Source organism: Mesorhizobium sp. 10J20-29, from assembly GCF_054130485.1.
The window spans coordinates 62,975-79,910 of the sequence record NZ_CP199156.1; the positions used below are offsets into that span (position 1 = coordinate 62,975).

The 16,936-nt window shown below is 64.9% G+C and carries 17 protein-coding genes; 11 read left to right on the forward strand and 6 right to left on the reverse strand.

All coding sequences use genetic code 11. The features are described 5' to 3' along the window. The first annotated feature begins 85 nt into the window (after positions 1-85). Positions 86-796 carry an SIMPL domain-containing protein gene (locus ACT2BZ_RS00270; RefSeq protein WP_457938434.1) on the forward strand — a complete coding sequence of 237 codons (711 nt, stop codon included), beginning with the start codon at positions 86-88 and terminating at the stop codon, positions 794-796. Between the two features lie 107 nt (positions 797-903). Here ACT2BZ_RS00270 and ACT2BZ_RS00275 read toward each other — a convergent pair whose 3' ends face one another. Together ACT2BZ_RS00275 and ACT2BZ_RS00280 are read right to left on the reverse strand one after the other, a co-directional pair. Continuing rightward, complete coding sequence (locus tag ACT2BZ_RS00275) at positions 904-1,272, reverse strand: hypothetical protein (RefSeq protein WP_457938435.1); 369 nt, start codon at positions 1,270-1,272, stop codon at positions 904-906. Positions 1,273-1,418: 146 nt separating this feature from the next. Next, positions 1,419-1,865, reverse strand: coding sequence for a YcgN family cysteine cluster protein (locus ACT2BZ_RS00280; RefSeq protein ID WP_457941427.1), 447 nt, complete (start codon positions 1,863-1,865; stop codon positions 1,419-1,421). Positions 1,866-2,077: 212 nt separating this feature from the next. Here ACT2BZ_RS00280 and ACT2BZ_RS00285 point away from each other — a divergent pair, with 212 nt between their 5' ends. Then, positions 2,078-3,868 carry an OmpA family protein gene (locus ACT2BZ_RS00285; RefSeq protein ID WP_457938437.1) on the forward strand — a complete coding sequence of 597 codons (1,791 nt, stop codon included), beginning with the start codon at positions 2,078-2,080 and terminating at the stop codon, positions 3,866-3,868. Between the two features lie 263 nt (positions 3,869-4,131). Beyond that, complete coding sequence (locus ACT2BZ_RS00290; RefSeq protein ID WP_457938438.1) at positions 4,132-6,273, forward strand: DUF294 nucleotidyltransferase-like domain-containing protein; 2,142 nt, start codon at positions 4,132-4,134, stop codon at positions 6,271-6,273. On the opposite strand, the gene ACT2BZ_RS00295 is transcribed toward ACT2BZ_RS00290, so the two are convergent. After that, positions 6,257-7,123: an SDR family oxidoreductase gene (locus ACT2BZ_RS00295; protein ID WP_457938439.1), complete on the reverse strand. Its 867-nt coding sequence runs from the start codon at positions 7,121-7,123 to the stop codon at positions 6,257-6,259. The genes ACT2BZ_RS00290 and ACT2BZ_RS00295 overlap by 17 nt on opposite strands. A 69-nt stretch (positions 7,124-7,192) precedes the next feature. Further along, positions 7,193-7,543, reverse strand: coding sequence for a DMT family protein (locus ACT2BZ_RS00300; protein ID WP_457938441.1), 351 nt, complete (start codon positions 7,541-7,543; stop codon positions 7,193-7,195). 117 nt (positions 7,544-7,660) lie between these two features. Here ACT2BZ_RS00300 and ACT2BZ_RS00305 point away from each other — a divergent pair, with 117 nt between their 5' ends. The 4 genes from ACT2BZ_RS00305 (at position 7,661) to ACT2BZ_RS00320 (ending at position 11,358) form a co-directional block, all read left to right on the forward strand. Then, positions 7,661-8,086, forward strand: a complete 426-nt coding sequence (locus ACT2BZ_RS00305; RefSeq protein WP_457938443.1) for a DUF3775 domain-containing protein — start codon at positions 7,661-7,663, stop codon at positions 8,084-8,086. 168 nt (positions 8,087-8,254) lie between these two features. Beyond that, positions 8,255-9,031: an extensin-like domain-containing protein gene (locus tag ACT2BZ_RS00310; protein WP_457938444.1), complete on the forward strand. Its 777-nt coding sequence runs from the start codon at positions 8,255-8,257 to the stop codon at positions 9,029-9,031. Positions 9,032-9,134: 103 nt separating this feature from the next. Further along, complete coding sequence (locus ACT2BZ_RS00315; protein ID WP_457938445.1) at positions 9,135-9,953, forward strand: extensin-like domain-containing protein; 819 nt, start codon at positions 9,135-9,137, stop codon at positions 9,951-9,953. Positions 9,954-10,056: 103 nt separating this feature from the next. Beyond that, complete coding sequence (locus ACT2BZ_RS00320; protein ID WP_457938447.1) at positions 10,057-11,358, forward strand: hemolysin family protein; 1,302 nt, start codon at positions 10,057-10,059, stop codon at positions 11,356-11,358. A gap of 72 nt (positions 11,359-11,430) precedes the next feature. Here the strand turns inward: ACT2BZ_RS00320 and ACT2BZ_RS00325 are convergent, their stop codons facing one another. Next, positions 11,431-12,030 (reverse strand): NADPH-dependent FMN reductase, encoded by a 600-nt coding sequence (locus ACT2BZ_RS00325; RefSeq protein WP_457938449.1) that lies wholly within the window; start codon positions 12,028-12,030, stop codon positions 11,431-11,433. An 88-nt stretch (positions 12,031-12,118) separates the two neighbouring features. Between ACT2BZ_RS00325 and ACT2BZ_RS00330 the strand changes: the two genes are divergently transcribed. Continuing rightward, complete coding sequence (locus ACT2BZ_RS00330; protein WP_457938450.1) at positions 12,119-12,487, forward strand: winged helix-turn-helix transcriptional regulator; 369 nt, start codon at positions 12,119-12,121, stop codon at positions 12,485-12,487. Positions 12,488-12,493: 6 nt separating this feature from the next. Here the strand turns inward: ACT2BZ_RS00330 and ACT2BZ_RS00335 are convergent, their stop codons facing one another. Further along, positions 12,494-12,901 (reverse strand): acyl-CoA thioesterase, encoded by a 408-nt coding sequence (locus ACT2BZ_RS00335; protein ID WP_457938452.1) that lies wholly within the window; start codon positions 12,899-12,901, stop codon positions 12,494-12,496. Positions 12,902-13,084: 183 nt separating this feature from the next. Between ACT2BZ_RS00335 and ACT2BZ_RS00340 the strand changes: the two genes are divergently transcribed. From ACT2BZ_RS00340 to ACT2BZ_RS00350, 3 genes are read left to right on the forward strand one after another with little or no spacing between them, the layout of a single operon-like run. Beyond that, the gene (locus tag ACT2BZ_RS00340) at positions 13,085-14,701 is read left to right on the forward strand and encodes a GMC family oxidoreductase (RefSeq protein ID WP_457938454.1); all 1,617 of its coding nucleotides are present in this window, start codon (positions 13,085-13,087) and stop codon (positions 14,699-14,701) included. Further along, positions 14,698-15,909, forward strand: a complete 1,212-nt coding sequence (locus tag ACT2BZ_RS00345) for a mandelate racemase/muconate lactonizing enzyme family protein (RefSeq protein WP_457938455.1) — start codon at positions 14,698-14,700, stop codon at positions 15,907-15,909. Before ACT2BZ_RS00340 ends, ACT2BZ_RS00345 begins: the two co-directional genes overlap by 4 nt. 26 nt (positions 15,910-15,935) lie before the next feature. Then, positions 15,936-16,856: an NAD(P)-dependent oxidoreductase gene (locus tag ACT2BZ_RS00350; protein ID WP_457938456.1), complete on the forward strand. Its 921-nt coding sequence runs from the start codon at positions 15,936-15,938 to the stop codon at positions 16,854-16,856. Positions 16,857-16,936: the final 80 nt, after the last annotated feature.

Consider the following 16,936-nt stretch of genomic DNA (forward strand, 5'->3'; position numbering starts at 1 on the left):
ACCGGCATGGCATCGCCGCCAGCGCCGCAATCCATTCACAATCGCGCGCTAATTCGCCGTGCAGATACTTCATCGGGAGACCTTCATGAAACGTTCGATCCTCGCGCTCGGCCTCGCAGCCGCGCTCGCCCTGCCGACCCTTGCCAAGGCCGCCGAACCGGCACCGACCCCGCGCATCGTGGTGACCGGCGAGGGCTCCGCCGCCGTGGCGCCGGATCTCGCCATCCTGACGCTAAGCGTCATGCGCGAAGCCAAGACGGCGCGCGAGGCGCTTGATGCCAACAATGCCGCCATGACCGAGGTGATCGAGGCCATCAAGCAGTTCGGCATCGCCGACCGCGACCTGCAGACGGCCGGCATCCAGATCAACCCGCGTTACAACTACAACAACAAGCCCGACGGCAGCCAGGAGGCCGAACTCGTCGCCTACCAGGTGACCAACACCCTGACGGTGCGCATCCGCGACCTGGTCAAGACAGGTGAGGTGCTCGACAAGGCGGTATCGCTCGGCGTCAACCAGGGCGGCAGCATCGCCTTTGCCAATGACGACCCCAAGGCCGTCCTTGAGGAAGCGCGCAGAAAGGCGGTTGAGAACGCTATGGCCAAGGCCCGCACCCTGAGCGATGCCGCCGGCGTCGAGCTGGGTCGCGTGCTGGAGATCTCGGACCAGACCTACAACAGCCAGCCGATGCCGATCGAGGCCAAGGCCTTCGATGCGCGCGCCGGCGCGGTGCCGGTACAGGCCGGCGAGAATGCCTACAATGTGCAGGTCAATATGACTTTCGAGCTGAAATAGCTTTTCGAGCCGGGCAGCAGTCCCGCCGGCGGCCAAGCCCCCAGACAGAAAAAACCCCGGAGAAGCGATTCTCCGGGGTTTTCTTGTTGGCCTGATGGCGGTTCGGATTACCAGCGAACGATCGGGCAATGTCCGGCGCGGCCGAAGGTCAGGTGGACGCGGCGGCCGTGCTTGCGGCCTGCCACCTCGATGGTACGGCGATCGACCTCGACGACGCGGGCACGGCGAACGCCCATCCGCTCGGCCTTGTTGACCGCGCGGTGCGGCGTGCAGGCGCGGTAATCGCGGCGGTCGTAGCGGTTGTGGCGGTAGTGGGCGCCATCGCGGCCGCCGACATAGATGCCGACGCCGGCGTCGCGGTGGCTGCCGCCGAAGTTGAGGTAGAGGCCGTCGGCCTGGGCTGCTGCCGGCATCGCGGCGATGGCGCCGAGACCGATCACGGCGGAAAGGGCGGCGGTCCTGAGCTTGCTGAACATGGTCATTCTCCTGGTTGCGGGTCAATGGGCGTCGCCGAGGCGATGGAGGGAGAATGCTCCGGTCAGGCTGAACCGGGCGCGAACCGCACATTCATTTTCGGTTCATTCGCCAAGTGACTGTTCGCAAGGCCAAATTGCCGCGGCGGCTACGGCTCCTCCTCGAGCATGTGCTCTAGGTAATCCTCCGGTTCGCCCATCTCCGCCTCCGAGGCAGTGACGCGGCCGCGCATCGAGACGCCCGCCCGGTGCACGCTGTCGGGATCGCCCGAAACCAGTGGATGCCAGTCGAAAAGGTCGCGCCCCTCGGCGACCAGCCGGTAAGCGCAGGTGCCGGGCAGCCAGGCGATGGTGCGCACATTGGCGGGTGTCAGACCGACGCAGTCCTGCACGACGGCAAGCCGGTTCGGGTAGTCGCGACAGCGGCAGGTCCCTGCGTCGAACAGCCGGCAGCCGACGCTGGTGAAGTAGATGTCACCCGTGTCTTCGTCCTCTAGCTTGGACAGGCAGCACTTGCCGCAGCCATCGCAAAGCGACTCCCATTCGGAAGCGCTCATCTCCTCCAGCGACTTGGTTTTCCAGAAGGGCTCGGCCATGGCCGGCATGTGAGCCCTGCGGCGCCGAAGGTCAAGCATCGTGCATCCGCGATTTCCGCGCCGGCCGCTGCGAATTCCGCGATCCGGACATGATCCCGCCGTGAAACTGGCCGACTGAAGCTCGAAACCCGTACGACAGCGCGATCCGGAACAAAAGCGCCGGCCAGTCTGTTTTGGGACCGATGGGACATCCACCAAGGAGAATAAGAACGATGAAACGCCAACCAAGGATACTGGCCGGCACGGCGCTTGGCCTGCTGATGGCCTCTGCGCCACTGGGCGCCTATCCGCTGCAGGGAGCCCAGCCGTTCAACGCTGCATCGAGAAGCGCCACCCTTCGCCCGATCCTCGCCCAGACCGAGTGTCTGGAGGGCGAGACGGCTGAGGATTGCGCGGCCCGCGCGCAGCAGCAGCCAGCAGAGGAAGCCGCACCGGCAGAAGAGCCCGCGGCTCCCGCCGAGGAGGCGCCGCCTGCCGAGCAGGCAGCGCCTGAACAGCCGGCACCTGAGCCCCAGGCAGCACCCGAGCCCGAACCCGCGCCGGAACGGGCGCCTGCGGAGGAGCCCGCGCCTGCAGAACAGGCAGCTCCCGAGCAGCCAGCGCCCGAGGAAGTCGAGCCCGAAGCGCCCGCTGCAGAGCAGCCGGCCGAAGCGCCGGCCGCCGAGCAGCCTGCGCAGGAGGCCCAGCCCGAAAAGCGGAAGAAGCGCGACCGCAAGCCGGCCGCCGAACAGCCTGCAGAGGCAACTCCGGCCGAGCAGCCGGCGGAAGCTCCTGCAGATTCCGGCCAGCCGACCGCTGCGCCTGCCGAGGCCGAACAGCCAGCACAGGCGCCTGTCGAGGCAGAACAGCCTGCCGAGGCCGGTGAACCCATGCCGGAACAGCAGCCCGCGCAGGCCGGCGAGGCACCTGAAAATCCTGACGCTGCGCCATTGTTGGACAGCCAGAAGGAGGAACCGCGCAAGGGTGGCCGCAAGAACCAGCAGGCAGCGCAGCCCGAGCCCGTCGACCAGGGTCCCCCGCCGGAAAGCGACGCCGCGGCGACCGAAGCCGCACAGCCGGAGAAGATCGAGACGGTCACCCGCGAGAAGGGCAAGCGTATCGATCGCGAGGAAGAGGGACGGCGCAAGCGCGAACGTCCGGAAGGCGTCGATGTGCTCCGCGAGATCGGCAACCGGCTGATCATCGAACTCGGCAATCAGGTGATCGTCGAGAGCGATGACAGGGAGCGCATGCGCCGCGGTGCCCGCGACGTCTATTACGAGGAACTGCCGCGAGGCCGCACGCGTGAAACCATCGTTCGGGAGAACGGCGTGCAGATCGTGACCATCCGTGACCGCTATGGCGACGTCATCCGTCGCTCGCGCATCACGCCGGATGGCCGCGAATACGTGCTCGTCTATGTCGAGGAGGACAATTACGACCGCGTTCGCGACTGGCGCGATCCCGGCGATGACCTGCCGCCGATGCGCCTCAACATCCCGCGCCGGCAGTACATCCTGGAATCCGAGTATGTCGACGGTCCTGAAGACTACTACGACTTCCTTGAGCAGCCGCCGGTCGAGAAGGTCCAGCGCCTCTATTCGATCGACGAGGTCAAGCGCTCGGCCCGCGTCCGCGACATCGCCCGGCGCGTCGATCTCGACACGCTGACCTTCGAGTTCGGGTCGGCAACCATCCCCGAAAGCGAGATCGCCAAGCTGGAAGGCGTTGCCACTGCCATGGGAAGGCTGCTCGAGAAGAACCCGGCCGAAACCTTCCTGATCGAGGGCCACACCGATGCGGTCGGTTCCGACACGGCCAATCTCGCTCTGTCCGACAGGCGGGCGGAAGCCGTCGCCGAGGCTCTGACCAACGTGTTCGACATCCCGCCGGAGAATCTCGCGCCGCAGGGCTATGGCGAACGCTACCTGAAGGTGAAGACGGAAGCCCCCGAGCGCCAGAACCGCCGCGTCGCCATCCGGCGCATCACGCCTCTGGTGGCCCCGGTCGCCAGCGCCAACTGACGGTCACGATCCCGCGACCTTGCCGAATAGGCATTGATTCGCGGGATCAAAGCCGCCATCTTCATGGCGTATTGGGTCCCTGCCCCGTTTCGCAGCAAGCGGGACGACTACCAAAAACCCGACCGGTCAGACCGGTCGGGTTTTTTGTTGACCGGAGGACCGAGGTGAGGCGGAATCGGATTGTCAACGAAACAGGCTAAGCGCTTGACTTGAATCAACTGCAGGCGGTCTGAAGGGCCATATGCTTGTGGGCGGGAGGCAGCATGAATCCACCTACCGGCGCGACCCCGCTGATCGCACTCCATGCGGTTGCGATAGACACCGAAACGACGGGCCTGGACACCACGACCGCTCGCATCGTCCAGATCGGTGCTGTTTCGCTGTTTGGCGCCGAGAACATCGACGACGCGCCGCTCGACCTGCTGGTCGATCCCGGCCTTCCCATTCCAGAGGCTTCCTCGAAGATCCACGGCATCACTGATCCGATGGTTAAGGGCGCGCCGAAATTCGCCGTCGCGGCCGACACGCTGAAGGACTACATTGCCGGCCGCATTGTGATCGGCCATTCGATTGGCTTCGATCTCACCGTGCTGGAACATGAAAGCCGCCGTGCACACATGGCATGGCAGAAGCCGCGTTCGCTCTGCGTCAGGTTGCTGGCGGCGGCACTGCGCCCCGGACTGCCTGACCTGTCGCTCGACGCCATCGCCACCTGGCTCGGCATCTCGATCACCGGCCGCCATTCGGCGCTCGGCGATGCGCGGGCGGCCGCGGAGATTTTTGTCGCGCTGATCCCGAAACTGCACCAGCGCGGCATCCGCACGCTCGCCGAAGCGGAGGTGGCCTGTCTGGCGCTGAGGGCGGAACTCGAGAGCGGCGACCGCGCCGGCTGGGTGGAGCCGGTCAACCGGCCTGCCATACCGGCTTTCCAGGTTGTCGATCCCTTTGCCTACCGCAATCGGGTGAGCGACGTGATGGGCCAGCCGCCTGTCGTGGTCCCATCGAGTGCGCAGGCCCGTGACGTCATAACCGAGATGGTCAGCCGCCGCATCAGCACCGCCTTTGTGTCCGACGCCGGCCAGCCCGGCAGGCCGCTCGCCGAATACGGCATCGTCACCGAGCGCGATGTCATGCGCCAGATCGCCGCCGGCGGCGACAGCGCGCTCGACCTCACGGTCGGCGAGTTCGCCTCGCGGCCCTTGGTTTCTATCCGCGCCGCCGCTTTTGTCTACCGTGCCATCGGCCGCATGGACCGGATGAATATCCGCCATCTGGCCGTCCACGACGAACGCGGCAACCTCACCGGCATCGTCTCGGCCCGCGACCTCCTGAAATTGCGCGCCAGTGCGGCCGTCAATCTTGACGACGCCCTGCAGGACGCCGCCGCACCGGCCGAACTGGCGGCCGCCTGGGCGACGCTTCCCGCCGTGGCGCGCGCGCTGGTGGCGGAGGATATAGACGCCCGCATCGTTTCGGAGATCGTCAGCGAGGAACTTTGCGCGGTGACGCGGCGCGCCGCCGTCCTTGCCGAGCGCGAAATGCTCGCCGCCGGGCGAGGCGCCCCGCCCTGCCCCTACGCTGTGCTCGTTCTGGGGTCCGGCGGTCGCGGCGAAAGCCTGCTCGCGGCCGATCAGGACAATGCCATCGTCTTCGCCGAGGGCGAACCGGGCGGCAAAAATGACCTCTGGTTCGCCGCGCTGGGCGAACGCATCGCCGACCTGCTCGACATGGCCGGCGTGCCCTACTGCAAGGGCGGGGTGATGGCCAAGACCCCCGAGTTCCGCGGCAGCCTCGAGGTCTGGAAGGTGCGCGTTGCGGACTGGGTGCGGCATTCACGGCCGCAGGACCTGCTCAATGTCGACATCTTCTTCGACATGCGGGCCGTCCACGGCGACACTGCGCTATCGGATGCCCTGTTCGATCATGCTTGCGACCTCGGCCACGCCGAGCCGAGCTTCGCCAAGATGCTCGGCGAGAGTATCGTCCGGGGCGAGCCCTTCACCCTGCTCGGCGGTTTCCGGCACGAGGAAGGCCGCATCGACCTGAAGAAATATGGGCTGTTTCCCATCGTTGCCGCGGCCCGGACACTGGCGATCCGCCACGACGTGCGCGCCCGCGGCACCAAGGGCCGCCTGCAAGGGCTGCTGGAACTCGGCATCGGCGGCGACGCCGACATACTGAGCTGGCTGACCGGTCACTCGTTCCTGCTGTCGCTGATGCTTTCCCAGCAGACGGCAGACCTCAACGAGGGAATTCCCGTCTCGAACAGGATCGAGACGGGAAAACTGGACCATGCGACCCGCGCAAGGCTGAAATCGGTGCTGAAAACCCTGCAGCATGTGCCGGAGGTGGTGCGCAGCCTGATGTTCGCTACCCCCCAGACCGAGGCTAGTATTTCCCCGTGATCTTCGTGTCGCTGCGCGCGAAGACCGCATCGGGCACGAAAAAGTCTGCTGCCAGCGGGCCCTTGGCACCAGGCGAATAGACCGAAAAGTCGCTGACGCCTGCAGCACGCAGCACTTCCTCGTCGATGTAGAAATTCCCTGTCGCTTCGCGCGACGGGCTGGTCAGGATGGCATGCGCCGCGTCGGCCATGATGGCCGCAGAGCGGCTCATGGAGGCGACCGCCTCGCCGCCAAGCAGATTGCGCACCGCCGCCGTGTCGATGGTCGTCAGCGGCCATAGGGAATTGACCGCGATGCCGGCCTTCGCGAACTCCGCGCTCATGCCGAGCGTGCACATCGACATGCCGAACTTGGCCATCGTATAGGCGACATGGTTCTTGAACCACTTTGCTGCCATGTCGAGAGGCGGCGACAGGTTGAGGATGTGCGGATTGTCTGCCTTCTTCAGATGCGGGATGCAGGTCCTGGACACCAGGAAGGTGCCACGCGCGTTGATCTGGTGCATCAGGTCATAGCGTTTCATCTCGGTCTCGAGCGTGCCGGTCAGGCTGATAGCGCTCGCATTGTTGACGCAGATGTCTATGCCACCGAACTTTTCCACGGTCTGCGACACAGCGCTTTCGACCTGCGCTTCGTCGCGAATGTCGCAGAGCACCGCAAGAGCCCTGCCCCCGGCGGCCTCGATCTCGGCTGCGGCCGTGTGAATCGTGCCCGGCAGCTTCGGATGGGGCTCCGCGGTCTTGGCGGCTATCGTCACGTTTGCGCCGTCCTGTGCGGCGCGCAGCGCGATCGCCAGCCCGATACCGCGTGACCCGCCGGAGATGAACAGCGTTTTTCCCTTGAGCGACATAGTTTCCTCCTTCGGTCCGCGCATCAGGCATTGTGACTGTCATGCGCGAGCCGGCGGCCAGATGCAATGTCAGGCCCGGAAGATGAGTGCCGCTCCGCCCGCGATCAGCGCGAATCCGGCGACATGGTTCCAGGTGATCGCCTCCTTCAGATAGAAGATGGAGAACAGCGCGAAGACAGCGAGCGTGATCACCTCCTGCATCGTCTTCAGTTCCGCCGTCGAATAGATCACGTGGCCGATGCGGTTTGCCGGCACCGCCAGCCAGTATTCGAAGAATGCGATCCCCCAAGAAAACAGCACCGCCGCATAAAGTGGCGATCCGGTGAACTTGAGGTGGCCGTACCACGCGAATGTCATGAAGACGTTGGAGCCGATCAGCATCAGGATCGGCAGGACCGAGGGCGAAAAAAGGCTTTGCATGCAGGGAACCATGGCGAGGGGAAAGCACTATTGGATGCGAACCAGCCCCGCCGTCAATCCGTTTACGCATCGCGGTCGAATTCGCTATCATGGGTGGCCACAGCGCAGGAAAGAACCATGCACAGGCATGTCGAACAGGAGTGGGATCTGACGATCGCGCCGGAGACGGTGCGCCTCTTCATTGAAAAGGCCAGGGCGATCAGCGCCGCCGTCAACGAGGACTACGAGGACGGCGCCGAGCACGAGATCGAGATCGGCGCCGATTCGCGAGACACCCATCACCATGACGGCCTGGCAGAGGAGGAAACCGAAAACCTCACCGAGCAGGAACTGCGCCAGTTGATCAGCGAACTCAATGTCGACGAGGCAGCCGAACTTGTCGCGCTCACCTGGATCGGACGCGGTGACTTTGACGCGGCCGAGTTCGCCGACGCGGTCGCCGAGGCGCGACTGCGCGGCAACAAGCGCACGGCGAAATATCTGCTTGGCATGCCAATGCTTGGTGATTGGCTTGAAGAAGGGCTGGAAGCAATCGGCGCGTGACCGGCCGGATATGAAACGTGAACGCCTGCACGGCTGACGCCGGCAACTCCGACAGCCCTGCGGCGTTCCCTTTTCATGCCGCCAAACTCGATACCCTCCCCTCCGTTCTCGCGTTGCCTTGCCGCCCTCCTGTTCCTGGGGGCAGCGTCAGCGCCGGCTTGGGGAAGTGTGGATCTGCCCGACATCGCCCCTCTGCCGACCCTCAACAGGGCCAAGGCCGCACAGGGAAGCGAAACCAGCGCCCCTCCGGAACTGCCCGAGGGCGACGAGGCCGTCCCCGTCCCGGGGCCGAAGCCGGGCGAGCCGAATCCGCGGCGGTCCGCCGCCCTGCCCGGCGGCGTCGAAAACGAAAGGAGCTTCCTCTCAGATGAGCGAACTGAAGACCGTCCAACCGAGGGGACGATGCCCGCTTCGGAGCGCGCCTGCCGGCAGCACCTCCAGCAGATGGGTGCGAAATTTGAGAACCTCCCCGCCGAAACCGATCCGGCCGGCTGCGCGATACCCTACCCTCTGGTTCTGGAGTCGCTCGGCACAGGCATCGCCCTGACGCCGCAAGCCGTGATGAACTGCAGGATGGCCGAGGCGGCAGTCCGCTTCGCCAAGGGCGTCGCTTTGCCAGCTGCCAGGGCCGAATTCGGCAAGGGCCTCAAGGGTATTTCGCAGGCATCGGCCTATGTCTGCCGCCCGCGCAACGGCACCCGCAGACTGTCCGAGCACGCCTTCGGCAATGCGCTCGACATTGCTTCCTTCACCCTTGCTGACGGCCGCGTTGTCGCGGTTGAGCCTACACCGGATGCGAAGTCGGCTCGCTTCCTGAACAGCGTGCGCGACAGCGCCTGCGGACCATTCAAGACGGTGCTTGGACCCGGTAGCGACGCAGATCATGCGACGCATTTTCATCTCGACCTGAGGCCCCGCCGGAACGGCAGCACGTTTTGCCAGTAACGGCCCAAGCGCCGCAATTTGGCCGCAGCCGTAAACGCGGCGAAGATTTTTCCTTTACTCTTGAACGCTAAGCTCGGCTTTCCTTGGAACGCGGAGCCGCCTGATGGCGAAACATCGCTGCCCCGGCAGGACCGGAAAAACGGCCAAGCGCTTCAGCGTCGGGCGATCACTGTTGCTCGGATCCTCCCTTTTCCTTGCCGCCTGCACGACTGGCAGCGTTCTCTCGCTGGAACCGGCGGTCGACGTGGGCTCAACGTCGGCCATCGCAATTGCGCCTGCGCCGATGTCGCCCGACCCGGCGGCGATGACGCTGCAGCCCAGGGCTTCCCTTGTCGCCTATCCGCGTATCGCCGACCCGGTGCCGCAACAGGATTTCATGCCCGACGACGAAGCCAGCTGCCGGCGTGAGTTGAAGAAGCTGCGCGTCGAATTTCGCGACGTGGAACCGATTCGGGAGGGTGCCTGTGGCATCGAGCATCCGGTTCTGGTCTCGTCCATCGGCAGCGTCCAGATGAAGCCTGCGGCTACGCTGACATGCGCCATGGCGCGCAGCTTCGCGCAATGGACCCGCAACGAGTTGGTGCCCTCCGCGCGCCGCCGCTATTTCTCGGGCGTCAGGACGATCCACCAAGGGTCGAGCTATTCGTGCCGCAAGATCGCCGACAGCCGCGGTGTCCTGTCCGAACACGGCAAGGGCAATGCGCTCGACATCATGCGTATCGAGCTGAACAACGGCAAGGACATCGACGTCAAGAAGCAGGGCCTGTTCGCCTTCCGCGCCCGCGGCTTCCTGAACAATGTGCGCGCCGACGGCTGTCAGTATTTCAATACCGTGCTCGGCCCCGGCTACAATGCCGATCACGCCAACCACTTCCATTTCGACATCAAACAGCGCCGCAACAACTACGTCGCCTGCCGCTGAGCGCAACCCTGCCCACGAAATTTTTCCGCACTGCACACGTTGCGGCGCGAAATCGCGTCCCAAGCTATTTTCCCAGACGCGGCCACAGTGCTATTGAACCCTGATGGTCTACATTGAAATTGCTATCGTCGTCGTACTGGTCTGCTTGAACGGTCTGCTGGCGATGTCCGAACTCGCGGTCGTGTCGGCGCGGCCTGCGCGCCTCAAGGCGATGATCGACCGCCACGTCTCCGGCGCGGCCCTGGCCCTGGCGCTCGGCGCCAACCCCGGGCGCTTCCTGTCGACCGTGCAGATCGGCATCACGCTGGTCGGCGTGGCATCGGGCGCCTTCTCGGGCGCGACCCTCGGACTCAGGCTGACCGACGTCCTTATCTCCTGGGGTGTCGGTGAAGGTGCCGCCAGCGCGCTCGGTGTCGGCGTCGTCGTGGCGGCCATCACCTATGGCTCGCTGATCGTCGGCGAACTGGTCCCCAAGCAGATCGCGCTGCGCGATCCCGAGGGGGTCGCGGTCAAGGTCGCTCCGGCGATGACGCTGCTGTCCAAGATCTCGCTCCCGTTGGTCTTCCTGCTCGACCTGTCCGGCCGCGCCGTGCTCCGCCTGCTCGGTCAGCGCAGCGAAGGCGAGGAGAAAGTCACCGACGACGAGATCAAGATGCTTGTTGCCGAGGCCGAGCACCACGGCACGATCGAGTCCGACGAGCGGCGCATGATAGCCGGAGTCATGCGGCTCGGCGACCGCGCCGTGCGCGCGGTGATGACGCCGCGCACCGAGATCGACTGGATCAACATGGATGCCGATGAGGCTGCGACCCGCAAGATGCTGACGGAAACGCAGCATTCGCGCCTGCCTGTCGGCGAAGGTGGCGTCGACGCGATGATCGGCGTCATCCAGACGCGCGACATCCTCGCGGCACTCCTCGGCGGCAAGCCTTTCGACCTGCGCAAGCATGTCCGCAAGGCGCCGATCGTCCACGACCAGGCAGACGCGCTCGACGTCCTGACCACGCTGCGCGAATCGCAGGTCCCGATGGCGCTGGTTCACGACGAGTACGGCCACTTCGAAGGCATCGTCACCCCGGCCGACATTCTGGAGGCAATCGTCGGCGTGTTCCGCGCCGACGCCGACGAAGAGGAACCGCCGGCGGTTCGCCGCGAAGACGGCTCGTGGCTGCTCGCCGGCTACATGCAAGCCGACGAAATGGCCGATCACCTGGCAATCGAACTGCCGGAGAGCCGCGACTACGAGACCGTCGCAGGCTATCTTCTGTCGCATCTCCACCGCCTGCCGGCGACTGGCGAGACGGTGGACGCGCAAGGGTGGCGCTTCGAGGTGGTCGACCTCGACGGGAGGCGAATCGACAAGGTCATCGCATCGCGCCTGCCGGTCCCACGGCGTAAGGCGTAGTTCATTCCATGCAGGGGCGGCTTGCGCCGCCCCAAACCCGTCCTTTTCTGAATCGGCTGCCAAGCCGGAAAGTCAGGCCGCCTGCGCCATCTTGGCGTCGTTTTCGCGCGCGACCTTGAGCACCTTCGCCCACCAGACGAGCTCGTCCAGCATGGTAACCGCCGCCTGCCTGAGATGCTCGAATTCCTCGAGCTTCTTGCCCTGCTGCATGATCTGGATGAAGTCGCCCCAGGCGACATGGACGGCGTTGCGCGTTGGTGCCATCTGGAGTTCCACTGCGTGCAGGCGAAGCTGCTCGATCGCCCGTGCGCCGCCGACACCGCCATAACCGACGAAAGCCGCAGGCTTGCGGTTCCACTCGGTATAGGCGTAGTCGAGCGCGTTCTTCAGCACCGCCGTGGGACCGCGATTGTACTCGGCCGCGGTGAAGATGAAGCCGTCGAAGCCGGCAACCTTCTTCTGCCAGCGCTGGGCTTCCTCACTCTGCGAGGGCACGTAAAGCGAGGAGCCGACCTCGTCGTAAAACGGCAGCGGGTGATCGCGCAGGTCGACGATCTCGATGTCGAGTTCGCCGTGTTCCCTTGCGATCTCGGCGATCCATGCAGCGGGCTTGTCTCCAAAACGGTTCTGCCGGGTCGAGCCGATGACAATGGCGATCTTGGGTTTTGACATGGTGGTCTCCTGTGCAAACTTTGTGGTATCCATTCGATACCTGCACTACATTGGTGACTGATTTTGCAGCACACAAGGAGGCACTTTTTTGAAACCTAGGCACCTTCATCTCAGTGAGGACTGCCGCGCCGTCAGCGGGATTCTTCAGCGCGTCGGAGACAAGTGGACGGTGCTCGTCATCGGAAAGCTCGGCGACGGGCCGATGCGCTTCAATGAGCTGCGCAGCGCCGTCGGCGGAATTTCTCAAAAGATGCTGACAACCACGCTGCGAGGTCTTGAGCGCGACGGCTTCGTTACGCGCACCGTCTTTCCGACCATTCCGCCGCGCGTCGACTACGAACTGACCGACCTCGGCCGTGAACTGCTTGAACCTGTCACCGCGCTCGGCGAGTGGGCGCGCCAGAATACCGGACGGGTCAATGCAGCCCGCGCGCGATTCGACGCGGCCGTCGAATAGGCACCGTCAGCGCGGCGAGACTTCCTCGGTCTCGGGCACCGGCTTGGGCTTTCCGTCGGCATCCAGCGCCACCATGACGAAATCGGCATCGGTGACGCGTTCCATCACATGGGAGAGGTATCGCTGTGCCCAGACCTCGACCTTCAACGTCATGGACGTGCGGCCGACACGCGTGACATGCGTGTAGACGCAGAGCGTGTCACCGATCTTCATCGGGCTGGCGAAGGACATTTCCCTGACCGCAGCGGTCACCACGCGGCCCCCGGCCCTCTCGGCAGCACGGATACCGCAGGCAAGATCCATCTGCGCCATCACCCAGCCACCGAAAATGTCGCCGGCGGCATTGGCGTCGGACGGCATGGCGAGGGTCCTGAGCGTCAGTTCGCCCGTCGGCCTAGGTCCCGTTTGCTCCATGATCCGCTCCTTCGTCGTTTTCCAAGCCATGCCCGATTGGCGTGCCGAAGCCAAGTCTTGCCGTCGGTCGGCTCGCTTCGTTGCAGTCGCTTTTTTCACAAGCGATGCCGGAAGGCCCGGCGACGCGACCTGCGCGGGGCGTCTAGGGTAGGCTCACATTGTTCGAGGATCCGCCGCACCAGTATGCCCACATATGATTTTATCGTCGTCGGCTCGGGATCGGCAGGGTCTGTGGTGGCCGAACGCCTGTCGGCCAGCGGCCGCCATTCGGTTCTCGTGCTCGAGGCCGGCGGCAGCGACCGCCGCTTCTACGTCCAGATGCCGCTCGGCTACGGCAAGACCTTCTTCGATCCCGCGGTTAACTGGAACTACAAGGCCGAGCCCGATCCCGGGCTTGCCGGCAACGCAGACCACTGGCCGCGTGGCAAGCTGCTCGGCGGATCGAGTTCGATCAACGCCATGGTCTGGATCAGGGGCCAGCGCGAGGATTTCGATGCCTGGGCCAGGGGTGGCAACACCGGATGGTCCTTCGACGAGTTGCTGCCGGCCTTCAAGGCGATCGAGGACAACCAGGCCGGCGCCGACGAATGGCGCGGAACCGGAGGCCCGCTGCATGTTACCGACTGCACGCCCTTCACCCATCCGCTGACCAGACGATTCCTCGAAGCCGGCCAGCAGGCAGGGCTGCCGCTCAACCCCGACTTCAACGGTCCGACACAGGAAGGCGTCGGCGTCTACCAGATCTCCACCCGAAACGGCCGGCGCATGTCCGCAGCCCGCGCCTTCCTGCGTCCGGCTATGCGGCGAGGCAACGTTCGCGTCGAAACCAACGCACTGGCGACAAGAGTCCTGTTCGAGGGCAAGCGCGCGGTTGGCGTCGAATATGTCCGCAACGGCAAGACGCATGCGGCAAGAGCTGGCCGCGAGGTGGTCCTCTGCGGCGGTTCGGTCAACACGCCTCAACTCCTGCAACTGTCAGGCGTCGGTCCGGCAGAACTGCTCACCGGCCTCGGCATCCCCGTCGTGCATGCGAACGCCAATGTCGGCGCAAACCTGCAGGATCACGTCGGCATCAACTACACGTACAAGGGTTCCATCCCGACGCTCAACCAGATCCTCAGGCCCTGGTGGGGCAAGCTGATGGTGGGCTGTCGCTACCTGTTGCTGCGCGACGGACCGCTGTCGCTGTCGATGAACAATGCCGGCGGCTTCTTCCGCACCGACCCGTCGCTCGACCGCCCCAACATGCAGCTCTATTTCCAGGCCTTCTCGACCGTGCTCCCGCGTGGCGGCGAGCGGCCGATCCTGACGCCCGACCCGTGGCCGGGCTTTTCCATTGGCCTGTCCAACTGCAGGCCGTCGAGCCGGGGCGAGATCATGATCCGCTCGACCAATCCGCTCGACCATCCGCGGATCACCGCCAACGCCTTCTCGACGGAGGGCGATGTCAGCGAAATGCTGGCGGCCGTGAAGTTCGTCCGCAAGATCGCCTCGATGCCGGCCATCGCGGAAGTCATAAGGGAAGAGATTTTGCCAGGTCCCTCAATCACTTCGGACGAGGACCTGATTCAGGACTTCCGTAAGCGCTCGGGCACGGTCTACCATCCGGTTTCGACCTGTCGCATGGGCCCGGACGCCACCCGTTCGGTGGTTGACCCGCGTCTCAAGGTGCATGGGCTGGCAGGGCTGCGCGTCATCGACGCGTCGATCTTTCCCGACAATATTTCCGGCAACACCAACGCCGCGTCTATCATGACCGGCTGGAAGGGCGCTGCCATGGTGCTGGAGGACCATTCATGAAGATCACCGACGTGAAGACCTGGGTCGTGGGCAACCCGCCACCCGGCATCGGCGGAAGGTATTTCATCTTCGTCAGGCTGACCACCGACGGCGGCGTGGTCGGCTATGGCGAGGCCTACAACGCCACCTTCTCGGCCCGTGTGACGGCCAGGATGATCGAGGACATGGCAGAGCGTTACCTCGTCGGACGCGATCCGCACGACATCGAAGCCTTCTTCCGGCGCTGCTATTCGTCGGGCTTCACGCAGCGCCCGGACGTCTCCGGCATGGGCTGTTTTTCGGCTCTCGAGATTGCCTGCTGGGACATTATCGGCAAGGAAGCGAACAAGCCCGTCTACAAGCTGCTTGGCGGTCGGGTGCATGAGACGCTGCGCTCCTACACCTATCTCTACCCGCACGAGGGCAGCGTCTATGTCGACGAGGCCGGCGACAGGAACGTTTACAACGATCCCGACCTCGCCGCCGCCTGTGCGCTGGAATACGTCGAGCAGGGCTTTACCGCCGTCAAGCTCGACCCGGCCGGCCCCTACACTGCCTATGACGGACACCAGCCGAGGCTCGTCGACATCGACCTGTCGGCACGCATGGTCAAGGCCATCCGCGAAGCTGTTGGCACCCGTGCCGATATCTTGTTCGGCACGCATGGCCAGTTCACCGCGTCGGGCGCTCTGCGCATGGCCCGCGCCATCGAGCCTTACGACCCGCTGTGGTTCGAGGAGCCGGTGCCGCCGGATATGCCCGAGGTGATGGCGCAGGTCGCCCGCGGCACATCGATACCGATCGCTACCGGCGAGCGGCTGACCACCAAGACCGAGTTTGCCCGCGTCATCGAGAACCGCGCCGCCACCATCCTGCAGCCCGATCTCGGCCGCTCCGGCGGCATCCTGGAAACCAAGAAGATCGCCGCCATGGCCGAGGCCTACCACATCCAGATCGCGCCGCACTGCTACTGCGGGCCGATCGTCGGCGCCGCCAACATCCAGCTTGCGGTGACGCTGCCCAACTTCCTCATCCTGGAATCGCTGAAGCAATGGGATGGCTTCCATGCCAAACTCCTGAAGAAGAAGATCGAGTGGCAGGACGGCGACGTCATTCCGTCCGAGGAGCCGGGCATCGGCGTCGAACTCGACGAAGCTGTCTGCGAGGCCCACCCCTACAACGGCAAGGACCTGCACCTGCAGATGATGCAGACGCCGCTTATGCCGTAACCGACAAACACGAGTCCGGAGTGACAATGACCACTCAGTCCTACGCCTTCATCGGCCTCGGCCATCTCGGTGGCCACCTCGCCGCCAGCCTGTTGCGCAACGGCTTTGCCGTCACCGTCGTCGACCGCGACCCGGCCGCCGTCGCCCGCCTCGTGGCGCTCGGCGCCACCGCCGCATCAACCCCTGCCGAAGCCGCCCGCATGGCCGGCAACGCCGTCACCTGCCTGCCGTCGCCGAAAGTCAGCGAAGCTGTGCTCGCCGGCCCCGATGGCCTGCTTGAAGGACTTACGGCCGGCGGCACATGGATCGAGATGTCGACCAATGGCCGCGACGAGATCGTGCGCCTTGCCGGCATTGCCTCTGAAAAGGGCATCGAGACGCTGGAGTGCCCCGTCACCGGTGGCGTCCATCTTGCGGCAGCCGGCAAGATCACCGCGCTGGTCGGCGGCGACGCAGCACTCTACGAGCGGCATCGGCCGGCCATCGAGGCGATGTGCGCAAAATCCTTCCTGATGGGGCCGATCGGCTCGGCGGCGGTTATCAAGGTCATCACCAACATGCTGGCCTTCATTCATCTCGTCGCTGCCGGCGAGGCCCTGATGCTGGCGAAGCGGGGCGGCCTCGATCTCGCCCAGGCCTTCCATGCCATCGCCGCCTCGTCGGGCACCAGTTTCGTGCACGAGACAGAGAGCCAGCTCGTGCTCAACGGGTCCTACGACATCGGTTTCACCATGGACCTCGCGCTGAAGGACCTCGGTTTCGCCAAGGCCATGGGCGAGCAGTTCGGTGCGCCGCTCGAAGTTGCCAGCCATGTCCAGGAAATCTTCGAGCGCGGCAAGGCCGCCTATGGCGGCGACGCCTGGTCGACGCAGATCGTCAAGCTCCTGGAGGACTCGACCGGCACGGACCTTCGCGCGCCCGGATTCCCGGCCAAGCTCGAACTGTGAGCCGATGGAAAACCGTTTTCTTTCAGGGCCTTGTCCGGCCCTCCGGACTCTGCATCGCAGGCTGTTGATTCAGGTCTTGA

Bases quoted from the DNA above. Each gene is read 5' to 3' on its own strand.
- ACT2BZ_RS00295 (WP_457938439.1), bottom strand. From the start codon at position 7,123: ATGTCGCTCAAGGGAAAAACGCTGTTCATCTCCGGCGGGTCACGCGGT.
- ACT2BZ_RS00300 (WP_457938441.1), bottom strand. From the start codon at position 7,543: ATGCAAAGCCTTTTTTCGCCCTCGGTCCTGCCGATCCTGATGCTGATC.
- ACT2BZ_RS00325 (WP_457938449.1), bottom strand. From the start codon at position 12,030: ATGTCAAAACCCAAGATCGCCATTGTCATCGGCTCGACCCGGCAGAAC.
- ACT2BZ_RS00340 (WP_457938454.1), top strand. From the start codon at position 13,085: ATGCCCACATATGATTTTATCGTCGTCGGCTCGGGATCGGCAGGGTCT.
- ACT2BZ_RS00345 (WP_457938455.1), top strand. From the start codon at position 14,698: ATGAAGATCACCGACGTGAAGACCTGGGTCGTGGGCAACCCGCCACCC.
- ACT2BZ_RS00320 (WP_457938447.1), top strand. From the start codon at position 10,057: ATGGTCTACATTGAAATTGCTATCGTCGTCGTACTGGTCTGCTTGAAC.
- ACT2BZ_RS00280 (WP_457941427.1), bottom strand. From the start codon at position 1,865: ATGGCCGAGCCCTTCTGGAAAACCAAGTCGCTGGAGGAGATGAGCGCT.
- ACT2BZ_RS00270 (WP_457938434.1), top strand. From the start codon at position 86: ATGAAACGTTCGATCCTCGCGCTCGGCCTCGCAGCCGCGCTCGCCCTG.
- ACT2BZ_RS00335 (WP_457938452.1), bottom strand. From the start codon at position 12,901: ATGGAGCAAACGGGACCTAGGCCGACGGGCGAACTGACGCTCAGGACC.
- ACT2BZ_RS00285 (WP_457938437.1), top strand. From the start codon at position 2,078: ATGAAACGCCAACCAAGGATACTGGCCGGCACGGCGCTTGGCCTGCTG.
- ACT2BZ_RS00275 (WP_457938435.1), bottom strand. From the start codon at position 1,272: ATGTTCAGCAAGCTCAGGACCGCCGCCCTTTCCGCCGTGATCGGTCTC.
- ACT2BZ_RS00305 (WP_457938443.1), top strand. From the start codon at position 7,661: ATGCACAGGCATGTCGAACAGGAGTGGGATCTGACGATCGCGCCGGAG.
- ACT2BZ_RS00290 (WP_457938438.1), top strand. From the start codon at position 4,132: ATGAATCCACCTACCGGCGCGACCCCGCTGATCGCACTCCATGCGGTT.
- ACT2BZ_RS00350 (WP_457938456.1), top strand. From the start codon at position 15,936: ATGACCACTCAGTCCTACGCCTTCATCGGCCTCGGCCATCTCGGTGGC.
- ACT2BZ_RS00315 (WP_457938445.1), top strand. From the start codon at position 9,135: ATGGCGAAACATCGCTGCCCCGGCAGGACCGGAAAAACGGCCAAGCGC.